Consider the following 16144-nt stretch of genomic DNA (forward strand, 5'->3'; position numbering starts at 1 on the left):
ATATAAATATTCAACCAATAAATAGCCTATTTTTTTATTTTTACTGAAAATTACCACACTTTATTTTGTAAACGCTTTCATTAATCCGTGTAAGATTATACATTTTATATGCAAAAAGGAAGAACCTGCACTCAACAGGAACTTCCACTATTAATCATTAACTTTTTATAAACTCGTGTGGAGCAGGCTTAATACGCTTCGTAATTCCTGTACCGCTACCTGCCCTGGGGCGGATGCCTTTTGAGCAGCTCCGAAAGTGATAGCTGAACCAAATATTTCTCCTGCTAAGCGGCTAATAACTCCCTTGCCCGACATAGACATGGTGATAATTGGTCTGTCTGCAAACTGTTCATTCATCGTAGCTGAAGCATCGAGCAATGTCAGTACATCAGCGGTACTAGTCGGCATTACAGCAATTTTTGGCAGATCCCCGCCTAATTCTTGTGCTTTTCGCAAACGTGAGATAATCTCTTCTTTTGCAGGAGTCGCATGAAAATCATGGTTAGAGATAATCACATAAACGTCTTTAAAATGAGCAGCTTCTATTAATGCTTTAATATCGTTTTCATCATTAAATAATTCAACATCGATGATATCGACCTGTCCTGTTTCAACAATAGCTTTATTTAACTCAAAGTAGAAATCGGTACTAACCTCTTTTTCCCCGCCTTCCTTAGCGCTTCGGAATGTGAAAACAAGTGGAGTCTGGGGAAGGATAGCTCTAATCTCTCTTAAAACCTCTTTTACCTTTGCGATTTGTTCAACATGTTCAAAAAAATCGACACGCCACTCTACTAAATCCAAATCAACAGTTTTTAAATAGTTTGCTTCCTCTATTAAATGAGCAAAACTAGACCCTACCAATGGTACACAAATTTTTGGAGCACCTTCACCGATAATCATTTCCTTGACGATAATAGTTTTTCTATTTCTCTTACTCATTGCTTTACACCAAATTCCAGTGATAATGTTGAGATGATTTGTTCGGCAATGCTATCAGCGTTCTGGTTGTCCGTACTTATTTTCAAATGATGCTGTGCATAAATTTCTTGCCGATTATCGTAGAGCTCCTCCATTTCACCAATCGACTTACCATGTAAAACAGGACGGCTGTCAAATATTAAACTGAGCCGTTCTTTCCAGCTTTCCAGGGATAAGTCCAGATGAATGACAATGCAGGAAGATAAACAAATCTTTCTGATTTCTTCCTGCAAAAAAGCACCACCGCCGAGCGAGATTACCTTTCTCTCTTGATTGGCTAATTCGGCAATTAGCTGTTTCTCCCGATCTCTAAATGCCTTTTCCCCAATCTCCTTAAAAATTTGCGAGACCGGCATTCCATACTCTTTTTCAATTTCTTCATCGATGTCAACGAATGGACGAAGAAGTTTATCTGCAACTAGTTTTCCAATTGTCGTCTTTCCCACTCCCATAAAACCAATAAAAATTATACTTTTTTGACTATTATTCAAAACCTTTCATCCCCCTAAAGGCTATGAGCTTTTATTTACATAATTATAATGCTTAATTGAAAATTTAGATACTATGGGTTATGTAATGAATAAAAAAAGACCCCTATTGGAGTCTAACTGGCCTTCAGGGATTAGGAGCGATTTTTCTTCCCCCTGCTTTTGTTTCTATTCTAGTTTTTCATTTTCGGGTCAAGGACGTCCCTCAGTCCATCGCCCATCAAATTGAATCCTAACACCGTCAGCATGATAGCGATTCCTGGGAAAAATAGCGTCCATGGTGCCTGAGTGATATAATTCTTTGAATCTGCCAGCATTTTCCCCCACTCTGGTGTCGGCGCCTGAGCACCCATTCCGAGAAAGCCAAGAGCCGCGGCTTCAATAATAGATGTGGCAATGGCTAATGTTGCTTGGACAATGACTGGTGAAACACTGTTAGGTAAGATATGACGGAAGAGAATTCGTGAATCCTTCATCCCCACCGCTCTTGCTGCCATAATGTATTCTTCTTGTTTAACACTCAGTACCTTTGACCGGATAAGCCGGCCAAAGTTCGGAATATTAATGACTGCAATCGCTATTAAAGCGTTTTGTAAAGATGGTCCAAGGATTGCCACAACTGCTATTGCTAATAGAATACTAGGGAAGGCAAGCATGATATCAAAAATACGCGAGATAACTGAATCAATCCAGCGGCCATAATATCCTGCAACAATTCCTAAAATGGTTCCAAAAACCACTGATCCTAAAACGGAGAAAAATCCAACCCACAAGGATATCCTCGCCCCATATAGAATACGAGAGAAAATGTCGCGGCCAAAATCATCTGTACCAAACCAATGATCGCTTGAGGGAGGGAGCATTCGATCTGTCAGCACTTGCTCTTTATAACTATAGGGTGCAATAATCGGTGCTAAAATAGCAATGATGATAAAAAAAACTACAATCCCCAGACCAGCTAGGGCTAATCGGTTTTTATAAAATGATATCCAGACATCCTTCCATGGAGGTGTCTGCTTTTCTTCCACTTCGACATGCAGGATATTAGCCGTTTTTTTTACAAGTTCTGCCACTTATCAATCCCCTCCTTTATTTCGTATATTTAATTCTTGGATCAACAAAAACATACAATAAATCCACAATTAAATTAATAAGGACAAAGATGGCAGCAATTAATAAAATACCTGATTGAATCACTGGGTAATCCCGATAACCGATTGCATCATATAAATACCTGCCAATTCCCGGCCAGCCAAATATCGTTTCTGTTAAAATAGCTCCACCCAATAGAAGGCCTGTTTGCAGACCAATAATGGTCAATACTGGAATAATTGCATTTTTTAAAGAATGCTTATACACTACCCAAAACATACTCAGACCTTTTGCCCTTGCGGTACGGATGTAATCTGATTTCATCACCTCAAGCATAGCAGCACGAGTCATTCTAGCGATTATCGCCATTGGTATGGTAGCAAGTGCCATACTTGGTAATATCAAATGCTTCAAGACAACAATAAATTGGTCAAATCTTCCTTGTAAAAGCGTATCGATTAAATATAGATTGGTAATTGCTGAAACGGGATCTCTAACATTCTCCCTTCCAGTGGTCGGAAGCCAGCCTAAATGGATGGAAAACACCCATTGTTCCATTAAACCAAGCCAAAATATTGGCAGTGATACCCCAATTAAGGCCAGGACCATCGCTGCATAATCAAACCATGATCTCGAGAACCAGGCACTGACTATCCCTGCATTTACACCAATAATAACGGCGATAAACATAGCCACAAGTGTTAATTCCGCTGTTGCCGCCAAGTAAGACCAAATTTCCTCATTGATGGGACCCCTTGTCCTTAATGAAATCCCTAAATCTCCATGCAGCAACGCTTTAACATAATCTGCATATTGTATGTACCATGGGCGGTCCAATCCTAATTCCTTTGTTAAGGTAGCGATGGATTCTGCGGTTGCTCTTTGACCGAGAATGACTTGAGCTGGATTACCAGGAATCGCATGGATAATAGCAAAAACCACTATAGTCATCCCAATTAAAACCGGTATTAGAGAGAAGACGCGGCGGACTGTGTAAGTAAACAAATTTTTCACCTCTTTTGAGAATAAACTAAAGTTACCAAAAGGGAGGAAAGTCCCTCCCCCTGTGCGGCTATTATTTAAACTCTACTTTTGTCAAAGCTTCTGAGCCCGTCGGGTGCGGCAGGTAATTTGCCACGTCTTTCCCTGCTGCTAGTAACGGTGTAGAATGTACAAGTGGAACCCAAGGTGCATCATCATGGATGATGACTTGTGCCTGCTCGTAAAGCGCATTACGCTTAGCTTGATCTGTTTCTGTCTGTGCCTTAATCAAGATATCGTGTAATTGGTCATTGCTATAATAGGAATAGTTATTGCTTCCAATGCTGTCTTTATCAAGCAATGTGTATAAGAAGTTATCAGGATCTCCGTTATCACCCGTCCAGCCAAGCATGAACATATCAAATTCACCTTTTGCCGCTTTATCTAAATAGGTTGCCCAGTCAACGGATTGGATTTTGGCCTTTACACCAATTTTACTTAAACTTTCTTGAATGACTTCTGCCACCTTTTGAGCTTCCGGCATGTATGGACGAGCTACTGGCATAGCCCAAAGGTCAGTTTCGAATCCTTTTTCATAACCCGCTTCTTTTAATAATTGTTTTGCTTTCTCTAAATCATATGGGTATGGCTCAATAGACTTATTAAACCCTTCAATGGAAGGCGGCATTGGATTGACAGCTTCTAGTGCCTTTCCGCCATAAAACGCATTAATAATTGATTTTTTATCAATAGCATAATTGATGGCTTGACGAACGAGCTTGTTATCAAATGGTTTACGAGTGGTCGTTAAACCGATATAACCCACGTTCATTGACGGTCGTTCAATCACTTGAAGATTAGCATTTGCTTTAACAGTGGCCTCGTCTGAGTTGTTTAGGCCATCCATTACATCAATTTCGCTATTGGCAAGAGCATTAAGACGTGCTGTATTTTCAGGAATGACACGGAAAATCACTTTGTTTAACTTTGGGAAAGCCTTTTTGCCAGTAGTCCGGGTTTTTCTCAAGCGTAATTGTATCATTTTCTTTCCACTCCACGAATTTAAATGGACCGGTTCCTACAGGATGTTGTCTAAATTTATCACCGTATTTTTTAACGGCTTCAGGGCTGGCAATGCCAAATGGAGACATCGCTAAGTTCTTAAGGAATGGTGCTTGTGGTCTTGTTAAGACAAATTGCACAGTATGGTCATCTATTGCTTTAACTTCTTTAATGACATGCCCCTTGTCCCCCTTATAACCGCCAAACATTGTATAATAAGGGAAGCTGTCGGCATTGCCATTCATCCAGCGGTCAAAGTTAAACACTACTGCTTCTGCATTAAAATCGGTCCCATCATGGAATTTAACTCCTTGGCGGAGTTTAAAGGTATACGTTAAACCATCAGGTGTAACTTCCCATGATTCAGCAAGTCCAGGATGTATGGTTGTATCTTGGTCGCCATATTCAAGCAATGTTTCAAATATGTTTTCAGTAACTTTAAATGTTTCCCCTTCAGTTGAAGTGATTGGGTCAAGTGAAGTAGAATCTCCGCCACGGCCGTAGACTAGTGTGTCCTTTTTCGATGCACTTCCAGAGGCAGGATCTTTCTTGCCTCCTGTAGTTTCATTTGTTTTACTGTTGCAGCCAGCCAAAAACATGCTGATGGCTAGTAGAGAAATCAACAACAGTATAAAAGGTTTTTTCTTCATAAAAGTTTGTTACCCCCTGTAGATATTATTTTTTTATCATAAATGCAGCACATCACTTGTTATATAAATGACACGCAACAAAATGACCGTTCAAATCTTGCTCTCGAGGTCTTGATGTTTTGCAAATATCCATCACCTGTGAACACCTGGTATGGAAGGCACAGCCGGAAGGAGGATTGGCGGGACTAGGAATTTCCCCGTCTATTAAAACAGTTTCTTTCTTACAATCTGGGTCTGGAATTGGTACCGCTGAGAGGAGTGCCTTGGTGTATGGATGGAAGGGACGTTGATAAAGCTTTTCACTTTCAGCTAACTCTATTAATCTTCCTAAATACATCACGCCAACACGATCACTAATATGACGAACCACACCTAAATCATGTGCGATAAATATGTAGGTAAGCTGAAATTCTTTTTGAATATCCTTCATTAAGTTAAGTACCTGTGCTTGGATCGAAACGTCCAAAGCTGACACTGGTTCATCTGCGATTATCAATTTCGGTTTCGTCATCAATGCTTTAGCAATTCCAATCCGTTGACGCTGACCGCCGCTGAATTGGTGTGGATATCGCTTGGCATGGTAGCTGCTTAAGCCGACCACCTCCAGCATTTCTCTCACTTGCTTTTTGCGCTCCGCCTTGGTTCCAATTCCGTGGACAATCAGCGGTTCTTCAAGAATTTGTTCAATCGAATGTCTGGGGTTTAAGGAGGCATAGGGGTCTTGAAATACCATCTGAATATCACGGCGGGTTTTTCTTAATTCTGATTTTGACATACTCGTAATCTCTTTATCCTCAAATACAATCTTTCCCCCACTTGCTTCAATTAAACGCATTAACAAACGGCCAGTGGTCGATTTCCCGCACCCGCTTTCTCCGACAATGCCCAATGTCTCTCCCTTTCTAACATAAAAAGAAATATCATCTACTGCTTTCACTTCGCCTTGTTTCCTTCCAAAAAGTCCTCCAGTAATCGGAAAGTACTTTTTCAACCCATTTACCTCAAGAAGTAACTCCGACATGCTTGTCATTCCCCCCCTTTACTGTATGTAGAAAACAACGAACTTCATGTTCGTCATTTTCCAGATTCCTTAGTTTTGGTTCCTCTTCTTGGCACCTGCCAAATGCTTCGGAACACCGAGGCGCGAATCGGCACCCATGTTGAATTGTTCCGGGCGCTGGAACGGTTCCTGGTATGCTATAGAGACGATCCTTTTTCCCTCTTAATTCAGGGACCGATTGTAATAGCCCTTTAGTATACGGATGGTGCGGATTTTTAAGTATGGTTCTAACATCACCTTGTTCCACGATTTGTCCAGAATACATAACGATTACCCGCTCACAAATTTCCGCTACCACCCCTAAATCGTGCGTAATCAGGATAATCGATGTATTTGTTTTTTTATTTAAATCCTTCATTAAAGCAAGAATTTGTGCTTGAATTGTTACGTCAAGAGCGGTTGTGGGCTCATCCGCAATCAGTACCTTTGGATTGCACGCCATTGCCATGGCGATCATGATCCGTTGTCTCATCCCACCCGATAATTGGTGAGGATACTCTTTAAGAATTCCCTCCGCTCTTGGGATTCCAACCAGTCTTAATAATTCAAGACCTCGAATGAGTGCTTCTCTCTTTGAGAAATCCGTATGTAATCTTATTGCCTCTATTACCTGATTACCGATAGTAAATAAAGGATTCAAGGATGTCATTGGTTCCTGGAAAATCATCGATATCTGATTTCCCCGAACTTTACGCCACTCTTTTTCGGTGTTGTTTTTTAAATCTTTTCCTTCAAATATAATTTGACCGTTCTCAATTTTTCCTGGTGGTGAGGGAATTAACCCCATTGCGGCTAAGGAAGTTACACTTTTTCCACTCCCTGATTCACCTACGATTCCAAGAATTTCTCCTTCTTTTAAATTAAAACTTATCCCATCAACTGCAGGTAAGAGCTTTCTTCCAGATTGAAACGATACTTTTAAGTCTTTTATCTGTAAAATATGACTCACATTAACACCTACCTCATCATCTATGATTCACAAACTATCTTTTTGAAATATTATAATATAATAAATATTAGGATTATTATGACATATATCATATGCCTGTTTTTATCGAAACTTGTCAATAAAATAAAAAATAATAAAAAAAATGCCTTATACCGCACTGCATTAAAGCGTTACTGCAGAGTGGTATAGGCATTAACAATTCAGATCCTTTTGGTATTTATATATTAATATTATTTTTTCATACCTGTGTAAATATATATTGCATCCCGTAAAAACTTGGCTGTACCTGGCTGTTCTTTATCATAATAGGCTGTGAATCTTTCGTCATCTACATACATTTGAGCAAGGCCGCAATGAGCCTCCTTGCTGTATTTTGCCCAATAATAGCCTAGCCATTGTTTGTGCAGTTCTGCGGCTTTTTGGGCTAACGCCCCTGCAGGATCACCTGTTTTAAACGCTTCAGCTAAGGTAACAGTAATATTTTCAGCCAATTGAGTGACCTCATTATGCTGCTCCTGTGTCATATTCATGACCTTTGCATTTGATTGGTCCACACGATCATTGCCATATTTTTGGCGGATCTCTTCACCATACTTTTGCTCGTTTTCCTCAATCATTCTTTTCTTAAAGCCTTCAAACTTTTCATTATTAGACATTTCCATTCTCCCTTCTGCTGACGCAATGGTTTTATCGACGTTAGCAATTAATACTTCTAATTGTTTCTTTTTCTCTAGGAGTTTTTCACGATGTTCTTTAAGTGCCGCAGCACCATCAAAGACTGGATCGGTGACAATTTCTTTGATTTTCTCTAAACTGACCTCTAATTCCCTGTAAAATAAAATTTGCTGCAGCCGATCGACTTCCGCTTGGCCATAGATCCGATATCCCGACGAATTAATTCTTGCCGGCTTAAGAATGCCGATCTCATCATAATATCTAAGCGTCCTGGTACTAATCCCCGTCAAGCTCGCCAACTTTTGCACTGTATACTCCATTCGCTCACCCCCTCCTAGATTAACGGTACACCTTTACGCAACGTCAAAGTCAACCAAAAAATTGGTGCCTGACACCACAAAAAGACATTTTCCATTTGGGGTGCACAGGCACCAGTTAGTTCTTGTAAATCTGGTAGTTGCTTCTGCCATTTTCTTTTGCCTTATAAAGGGCATGATCTGCATGTTGGAGTAAGGTTTTTTCGTCATGTTTGGAAGGGGAGTAAAATGCAATACCGATACTCGTAGATATTTTAATTCTGGTATCGTTAATTTCCCATTCTTTTCTACTCGAGGCTATAATTCGCTTGGCGATTTTAATAACATTTTCTTCTGACAATCCCGTCAGCAGAATCACAAATTCGTCTCCTCCGAGCCTTGCAAGCATATCCTCATCCCGAATACAGGCTTTTACCCGCTGAGAGAACTCCTTTAAGAGTTTATCGCCCATATCATGACCCATCGAATCATTAATCTTTTTAAAATGATCAACATCAAGATAAAAAACAGCTAAGGTTGTTTGTGTCTGTTTTGATAACTCCATTTCCTCTTTCAGCCTTATAAAAAAGTAAGTCCGATTAGGCAGTCCTGTTAAGTTGTCATGGTGGGCCAAATGTTTTAATTGTTGCTCATACTTCTTGCGCTCTGTTACATCACGAACCACGGCCAGTAAATGCGTACATTGACCTTCCTGATTAACCACTGGTGTAACCGTTGATTCCCAATAAACGACATGATTATTCGTATGATTCATTGGCGTTGAAAGCACGATTTTATCTTCATATTTGACTGGTTTCTTAGTAGCCAAGACTTGTAAGTATTTATCCTCAATGACGTTGTAAACCTCTGGTTGAAGCACATCTTTAATCGGCTTCCCATAGCAGTCTGATGTTAGTCCTGAGAAATTTTTGGCTGGTTCATTTGCTAGAACATAACTAAATTGACCTTCATCTTCAACACTCGTCAAATAAACCAAATCAGACATATTGTTAAATAACTTAAAAAATAAATCTTTATTTAAGAAATCAAGATTATCTGTGCTAACCATATATTGCTTTCACCTTTATTCATTAATTTATCATTGCCCCTCTAGTTACCATTTCTTAGTGGATACATATAAAATGCCCTTTGGGTTCAAATTAAAACCTGATCAGTTACTATCAGTCTATTTGAGCGAAAAATCACTTTAATCAGAAATCATTTACTATTTTAAAAAAACTTTCTTTTCCCGTTTAGTAACAAGAAAATATTGAATTATCAAGGTTTTCATTGAATACTCAATTTATTACCAAAAATAGTTTTTGACAATTCAAACTTAAAAAAAGTATCATAGAATAATGTAAAAGGAGGTAATATAATGTCAAACCTAAATAAACAGAAAATTGTGGATAGTGTACCTCAGAAAGGATTCTTTGGACATCCTAAAGGTTTATTCACACTTTTCTTTACGGAATTCTGGGAGAGATTCTCTTATTATGGAATGAGAGCTATTCTTGTTTACTATATGTATTATAGTGTAACCAAGGGCGGTTTAGGTATGGACCAGACCTTGGCATTATCGATTATGTCAATATACGGTTCCCTCGTGTATATGTCAGGAATTATTGGCGGCTGGTTCGCTGACCGGATCTTCGGTACCTCAAAAGCAGTGTTCATTGGGGGTATCCTCATAATGCTCGGTCATATTGCCCTTGCCATCCCAGGAAGCATCGCCTTTTTCTTTGTTTCCATGGTATTGATTGTCTTGGGGACAGGGTTATTAAAACCAAACGTTTCAACCGTTGTTGGGGAAATGTATGCTGAAAATGATAACCGCCGTGATGCTGGGTTTAGTATCTTTTATATGGGGATTAACGCCGGTGCCTTCCTATCACCATTAATCGTTGGCTCCAAAACCATTATGAATACCAGCTTCCACTTAGGTTTCGGTATTGCAGCTGTGGGTATGTTCTTAGGTTTAGTTGTTTTCCTAATGACAAAAAAGAAAAATCTTGGTCTCGCAGGAACCACTGTAACAAACCCGCTCACAGCTTCAGAGAAGAAAAAAGTATATACTTATTTCGCACTTGCGATCATTGTCATTGCTATTATTTGTTTTATTACGATTCCAAACGGTTTATTAACATTTGAAGGGTTTATTAACATCGTAAGTATACTTGGAATTCTCATTCCTACTATCTACTTTATTCGTATGTACACTAGCCCAAAAACTACATCAGTTGAGAAATCACGTGTTGTCGCATATATTCCATTGTTTATTGCGTCCGTCATGTTCTGGGCAATTCAGGAGCAAGGGTCGACGATCCTGGCCAATTATGCTGACAAGCGGACACAATTAGATTTTGCTGGTATTCAGATTTCTCCAGCATGGTTCCAATCCTTAAATCCATTATTTATTATTGTTTTTGCACCTATTTTCGCGGCGCTATGGGTAAAGTTAGGAAAGCGAGAGCCTTCGATTCCTCAAAAATTCTCTCTTGGCCTATTATTTGCTGGTCTATCATTTATGGTTATCCTTGTTCCAGCCTATTTTGGAGGAACAAATTCATTGGTAAATCCGTTATGGCTAGTTCTTAGTTATTTAATTGTTGTCTTAGGTGAGTTATGTTTATCACCTGTAGGACTTTCAGCAACGACGAAATTAGCTCCAGCAGCTTTCTCTGCACAGACGATGAGTTTATGGTTCCTTTCAAGTGCAGCTGCTCAGGCATTAAATGCTCAAGTCGTTAAATTCTATACACCGGCAACAGAAATGACTTACTTCGGTGTAATCGGCGGTGCTTCTATCGTACTTGGTATTATTCTATTAGCACTCGCACCTAAAATTCAAGGATTAATGAAAGGCATACGCTAATAATTAAAAGGTGAAGGCACTCTTACTTAAAGAGAGCTTTCACCTTTTTCTTTTACTCATTCTTATTTATCTGTAGGTCTTTTAATTCATCCTTTAGCTGTTTTGTTCGTTTTGCGTTTCCTTCGGCAAAATTTTCGAGTCGTTCTTTTAATTCATCATTATCATGAATCCGCTCTGCTGTAATTAAATAAGTCCGCATTAAATCTTCTTCGATTTCTTTTGAACTTTCAAGAATAGCTGCAAGGTTTTCCTCTTCTTCTTTGTCCTTGCGGTTGAACAGATGTAAATCCATTAAGAAACGACCTCCTTTTACTTTTATCCTTCTCAAAACTAACTATATTTATGTTACTCTCGGTTCAGTCCTAACATCATTAAGGGCTTGCTGCAATGTTCCTTTAAAATTTTGTGATTGGATTAAAGCCTATTCTTCTATTCCATTATGAATCATCCAAAAGTCCTAATTTGCTCATAATGAACGCTAAACTGTTATACTTATTAAGATCTATTCAAAATAGAAGGTGAAAAGCGAAATGATTAAAATCATAACCGATAGTTCAGCAGACCTCCCACTGGAATTAATAGAAAAATATGATATTAAAATGGTTCCATTAACCGTATCGATTGGAGGGCAGGATTTTTTAGAAAAAGTCAATCTTACGCCTAAAGAGTTTTTCAGCAAAATGTTTTCAAGCACTATCCTGCCGAAAACTTCTCAGCCTTCGCCAGCAGCTTTTGCTGAGGCCTTTTCCAAATATAGTAATGACACTGATATTCTTTGTCTTACCATTTCTTCTGGATTAAGCGGCACGTATCAATCAGCTTGCATAGCAAAAGAATTGTCAAATGCTAATGTTACCGTCTTTGATACATTGGCAGGTTCGCTTGGACATGGCCTTCAAATTATCCGGGCGGCAGAACTCGCCGAGCAAGGGTATTCAGTTGAAAATATTATAAGAAATATAACTGAATACAGGGATAAAATGAATATACTTGTTCTTTTAGATACATTAGAAAACATCGTAAAAGGTGGACGGTTAAGTAAATTTCAGGGTTCATTAGCCAAAATTTTAAATATCAAGGTCATTTTAGAAAGAGTAGACGGGGGTAAGGTTGAAATTTTAGAAAAGATTCGCGGCAAAAGGAAGTTTCGAAAAAGAGTTCTTGAGATTATTCAAGAACGGGCTGATGATTTTTCTAATTTGACGTTTGGAATCACACATACCGGTAATATTGAAGAAGCGGAATCGATAAAACATGAACTAATCGAGCTATTCCAACCAAAAGAGGTCTATATCAGCTACATGGGTGCAACAATGGGCACATATGCCGGGAAAGACGGAATGATTATCTCCTTTTAATAAGCAAAAAGCTCATCTTAAAAAGTAAGATGAGCTTTTTTCCTTTAATGTATTCATTAGAGACTCCGGTTTAAAAAGGCCTTTGTCCGATCAAATTGAGGTTTGGTAAGGACCACTGACGGATGACCAGATTCAATGATCTCACCATTGTCCATAAAAATCACCCGGTTTGCTACTTCTTTTGCAAATCCCATTTCATGTGTTACCACAATCATAGTCATTTGCTCTTCAGCTAGATCCTTCATTACTTGGAGTACTTCCCCCGTTAGTTCGGGATCGAGGGCAGATGTAGGCTCATCAAACAACAGGATTTCAGGGTTCATCATAAGAGCCCGCGCAATAGCAACCCGTTGTTTTTGACCGCCAGATAAATTAGCTGGATAGGCTTTTGCATGATTAGATAAACCTATCTTATCAAGGAGTTCTGAGCTTCGCTGATGAAGTTCTGCGGCTGATTCCTTTTTCACCAATTTAGGCGCAATAATCAAATTTTCCTGAACTGTCAGATGCGGAAACAGATTAAAATGCTGGAAGACCATTCCCATCTTGGCTGTAATCTGCTTAATCTCGGACAGCTTTGGATAGACACCATCCTTGACCAAATAATCACCCGAAACACGGATACTGCCTGCGTCCACTTGTTCAAGATGGACAAGACTGCGGAGCATTGTACTCTTTCCTGAACCCGATGGACCAATTACTGCTACTACATCATTTTTATCTACATCAAAGGTAATCTTTTTTAATACATCCAATTTCCCATAGGACTTTTTGAGGTTTGAAACTTCAATAATCGCCATATTCACCCATACCTTCTATTCAAATCTAAATCTATTTTCAACCCATTTAAATACTAATGTTAATACAAGTGTCATCAAGAGATAAATAATGCCGGCAACCACAAAGGGCACAATGGTAAAATCACGATTTACTGCTGTTTCTGCAAAATGTAATAATTCGGGCACGGCAACCGCATAAAGCAAAGCAGTATCCTTAATCAATGTGACCGATTCATTCGCTACTGCAGGAAGAGCAATTCGAAACATTTGCGGCATAATAATTCTGGTTGTCATTTGCCACCTATTTAGCCCCAGTACCTGGGAGGCTTCGTATTGTCCCTTATCAACCGCAAGGATTCCTCCACGAAAGATTTCTGCAAAGTATGCAGCGTAATTTAAAATAAACCCTAAACAGGCCGCAACAAAGCGATCCAAGACTAAATATTCACCGATCACAGGAATCATTGGCAGCCCAAAGCAGATGAATAATAATTGCAATAACAGCGGAGTACCACGCATCACATAGATATAGGCTTGCGCAAGCCATGACAATGGTTTAATTTGGCTCCTTACTGCCAATGTTAATAAAAAGCCCAATGGAATAGAGACTACTATGGCAATGATGAATAATAGTACAGTCATCTGGGCCCCTTCAAGCATTGGCTTGAGAATTGAAATAATGTAATTTATAGACATTCTTAATTTTCCTCCAATTGAAAAGCGTAAGCAGTATTACCGATTAACACAACAAAACAGGCTTCCCTATGGAAATCCTGTTTTGCCAATTATCTAATTTTACTTCAATACTTTATCTTCACCAAACCACTTAGTTGAAATTTTTGAGGCTGTCCCATCTGCATTCATGTCATCAAGGGCCTTTTGCAGATTTTTAAGTAATTCCTCATTACCTTTTTTCACGCCTACTCCATATTCCTCAGGAGCAAGTGATTCATCTAATATTTTAAAAGTATCTTTTTCTTTTGTCATATAATAATTAATAACGACCTCATCAATAACTACTGCATCCAAACGGCCGCTCTTTAGGTCGTTTAAAGCTAACACATTGTCCTTAAATTCTGTAACGGTTTTAATTTTTGATTTAATTGGGTTTGCATCTAAGGCATCTGACGCAGAGGAAAGTGATTGAAGACCAACCGTCTTACCTGCTAAATCTGATAGTTTAGTAAGTTTTGAATCAGTTCGTGTTACAACTACTTGTGCATTTTTTAAGTATGGCTTTGTGAAAAGCACTTTTTTCTTCCTGTCATCGGTAATCGTATATCCATTCCAAATTAGGTCAATCCGTCCGCTGCTAAGTTCTGACTCCTTTGTCTTCCAATCGATGGGCTGGAACGTAACCTTTTTACCCATTTTATCAGCCGCCGCTTTGGCTAGGTCAATATCAAAGCCAACAATTTTATTGTTTTCATCCCTGAATCCCATTGGAGCAAATTTATCGTCAATCCCAATAATTAACGTATCATCATTCGTACTAGATGTTTTGCTAGAGCAGGCTGTTAGCAGAGAAAATACAGCCGCAATAGCCAAGATCATGGTTGCTATAAGTTTCATCCTATATTACCACCTTTTACAAGATAATTTTACAAATCCTTTAGTACGTTACCATATTATCATACTAACACATTATAACATTATAACTTTTTAAAACACAATCACTTTTCTAGTAAAATAAAAAAAGTCTTTTTCATTTAATACTGCAAAAAAGAAGGTATCCCTAAAAGTTATACTTTTGGGACACCTTCTTTTTTATACATAAAACTAGTCTGTTGACTTCCGCTCCAGGCGCGAGCGGTTCGCGGAGCCTCCTCGTCGCTTCGCTCCTGCGGGGTCTCCCCTGCCCCGTACTCCCGCAGGAGTCTTCGCGCCTTCCGCTCCATTCAACAGAGTGTGCAAATATTATTCATCAACCACTTTTGGGGTCAGCCTAATACAATTTTGGAATTATGTTTTTTAATACTGATCTTCTATTTTCTTAATTCTAGTAAATAGTTCATGATTAACAGGTGTTGGAACTCCATACTTTTTGCCCAGTTTTACGACAGTACCAGAAAATAGCTCTACTTCACTAAACCTTCTTGCCTCGACATCTTGGGCCATAGAAGGTTTCCCATCTGGACTTAATGTGCCAAGTACGCTTAACCAATAATCTAAATCCTCTTCAGTTAAACGTACCCCTTCTTTTTCGGCAAGTGTGGTTACTTCTCTCATAGCCAATATCATCATGCTTCTTGCCGGCCCTTCATGCTGAACTTCTCCATAATTACTTTCAAAAACCGCAACGGTTTGATTTACCCCGACATTCAGCATGAATTTTCCCCATTGCCTTTTTAGCATATCAGGGTCAAACTCGAAGGGAACTTCCATTCTACTAAAAAATTCGACGAGCCTATTAACCTTTTCGGAGATTAATCCCGTTTCTTTTTCTCCGAAACAGAGCATCCCCATATGTTGGTATGTTAGTTGATTTCCCACTTTAACGGCATCCATGCCTTGGGCGACACAATATAAAACTTTATCCATTCCATAGGCGGCACCAATAATTTCTTCACTAGTGATTCCATTCAAAAGCGATAAAATAATCGTATTTTCCCCGACGTGATGTCTTGCAGCTTGAATCGCATCGTTCAAATCATTGAATTTTACTGCAATCATCAGTAAATCAGCTGGTTCGCACGCTTCTTCAGGTGTTATAAATTGAAAGCAGCAAGGTTCACCGTTACAATAGATCGCGCGCTCTCTATACCGTTGAATGCGGTTGGAATCAGCTATTACTCTTAAATCAGCTGGGTGCATTTTCTTAGCTAGGTGATTTCCAAATAAAACCCCTAATGCACCCAGGCCGATAATGGAAACTTTTTTTATTGCCATGCCTCTCAC

15 protein-coding genes and 1 pseudogene are annotated in these 16144 nt (G+C 39.1%); 2 read left to right on the forward strand and 14 right to left on the reverse strand.

Features of this window, described 5'->3' with window-relative positions:
- Window positions 1-165 precede the first annotated feature (165 nt).
- The 9 genes and pseudogenes from aroD to ACZ9EE_RS11075 form a co-directional block, all read right to left on the reverse strand.
- The gene (gene aroD / locus ACZ9EE_RS11035) at window positions 166-942 is read right to left on the reverse strand and encodes a type I 3-dehydroquinate dehydratase (protein WP_476026997.1); all 777 of its coding nucleotides are present in this window, start codon (window positions 940-942) and stop codon (window positions 166-168) included.
- Window positions 939-1433: a shikimate kinase gene (locus tag ACZ9EE_RS11040; RefSeq protein ID WP_476032926.1), complete on the reverse strand. Its 495-nt coding sequence runs from the start codon at window positions 1431-1433 to the stop codon at window positions 939-941. Before ACZ9EE_RS11040 ends, aroD begins: the two co-directional genes overlap by 4 nt.
- A gap of 209 nt (window positions 1434-1642) precedes the next feature.
- Window positions 1643-2512, reverse strand: a complete 870-nt coding sequence (nikC, locus tag ACZ9EE_RS11045; RefSeq protein WP_476032927.1) for a nickel transporter permease — start codon at window positions 2510-2512, stop codon at window positions 1643-1645.
- A gap of 46 nt (window positions 2513-2558) precedes the next feature.
- On the reverse strand, window positions 2559-3566 hold the full coding sequence (locus ACZ9EE_RS11050; protein WP_476026999.1) for an ABC transporter permease: 1008 nt from the start codon (window positions 3564-3566) through the stop codon (window positions 2559-2561).
- Window positions 3567-3636: 70 nt separating this feature from the next.
- Window positions 3637-5254, reverse strand: a pseudogene (locus ACZ9EE_RS11055) (ABC transporter substrate-binding protein).
- A 52-nt stretch (window positions 5255-5306) separates the two neighbouring features.
- Window positions 5307-6275: an ABC transporter ATP-binding protein gene (locus ACZ9EE_RS11060; RefSeq protein WP_476027001.1), complete on the reverse strand. Its 969-nt coding sequence runs from the start codon at window positions 6273-6275 to the stop codon at window positions 5307-5309.
- Window positions 6256-7263 carry an ABC transporter ATP-binding protein gene (locus ACZ9EE_RS11065; protein ID WP_476027003.1) on the reverse strand — a complete coding sequence of 336 codons (1008 nt, stop codon included), beginning with the start codon at window positions 7261-7263 and terminating at the stop codon, window positions 6256-6258. Before ACZ9EE_RS11065 ends, ACZ9EE_RS11060 begins: the two co-directional genes overlap by 20 nt.
- Before the next feature lie 230 nt (window positions 7264-7493).
- A complete protein-coding gene (locus ACZ9EE_RS11070) occupies window positions 7494-8258 on the reverse strand; it encodes a MerR family transcriptional regulator (protein ID WP_476027005.1) in 765 nt (254 codons plus the stop codon).
- A 115-nt stretch (window positions 8259-8373) separates the two neighbouring features.
- Window positions 8374-9303 carry a PAS domain-containing protein gene (locus ACZ9EE_RS11075; RefSeq protein WP_476027007.1) on the reverse strand — a complete coding sequence of 310 codons (930 nt, stop codon included), beginning with the start codon at window positions 9301-9303 and terminating at the stop codon, window positions 8374-8376.
- A 309-nt stretch (window positions 9304-9612) separates the two neighbouring features.
- On the opposite strand from ACZ9EE_RS11075, the gene ACZ9EE_RS11080 reads away from it, so the two are divergent.
- Window positions 9613-11109: a peptide MFS transporter gene (locus ACZ9EE_RS11080; protein WP_476027008.1), complete on the forward strand. Its 1497-nt coding sequence runs from the start codon at window positions 9613-9615 to the stop codon at window positions 11107-11109.
- A 52-nt stretch (window positions 11110-11161) separates the two neighbouring features.
- Here ACZ9EE_RS11080 and ACZ9EE_RS11085 read toward each other — a convergent pair whose 3' ends face one another.
- Window positions 11162-11401, reverse strand: coding sequence for a hypothetical protein (locus ACZ9EE_RS11085; RefSeq protein ID WP_476027010.1), 240 nt, complete (start codon window positions 11399-11401; stop codon window positions 11162-11164).
- Window positions 11402-11639: 238 nt separating this feature from the next.
- Between ACZ9EE_RS11085 and ACZ9EE_RS11090 the strand changes: the two genes are divergently transcribed.
- The gene (locus tag ACZ9EE_RS11090) at window positions 11640-12467 is read left to right on the forward strand and encodes a DegV family protein (protein WP_476027012.1); all 828 of its coding nucleotides are present in this window, start codon (window positions 11640-11642) and stop codon (window positions 12465-12467) included.
- Window positions 12468-12523: 56 nt separating this feature from the next.
- On the opposite strand, the gene ACZ9EE_RS11095 is transcribed toward ACZ9EE_RS11090, so the two are convergent.
- The 4 genes from ACZ9EE_RS11095 to ACZ9EE_RS11110 form a co-directional block, all read right to left on the reverse strand.
- On the reverse strand, window positions 12524-13267 hold the full coding sequence (locus ACZ9EE_RS11095) for an amino acid ABC transporter ATP-binding protein (protein WP_476027014.1): 744 nt from the start codon (window positions 13265-13267) through the stop codon (window positions 12524-12526).
- A 15-nt stretch (window positions 13268-13282) separates the two neighbouring features.
- The gene (locus ACZ9EE_RS11100) at window positions 13283-13942 is read right to left on the reverse strand and encodes an amino acid ABC transporter permease (RefSeq protein WP_476027016.1); all 660 of its coding nucleotides are present in this window, start codon (window positions 13940-13942) and stop codon (window positions 13283-13285) included.
- Window positions 13943-14041: 99 nt separating this feature from the next.
- Window positions 14042-14818 carry an amino acid ABC transporter substrate-binding protein gene (locus ACZ9EE_RS11105; protein WP_476027018.1) on the reverse strand — a complete coding sequence of 259 codons (777 nt, stop codon included), beginning with the start codon at window positions 14816-14818 and terminating at the stop codon, window positions 14042-14044.
- A 399-nt stretch (window positions 14819-15217) separates the two neighbouring features.
- A complete protein-coding gene (locus tag ACZ9EE_RS11110; RefSeq protein WP_476027020.1) occupies window positions 15218-16135 on the reverse strand; it encodes a ketopantoate reductase family protein in 918 nt (305 codons plus the stop codon).
- Window positions 16136-16144: the final 9 nt, after the last annotated feature.

This window comes from Bacillus sp. URHA0034 (genome assembly GCF_056280405.1).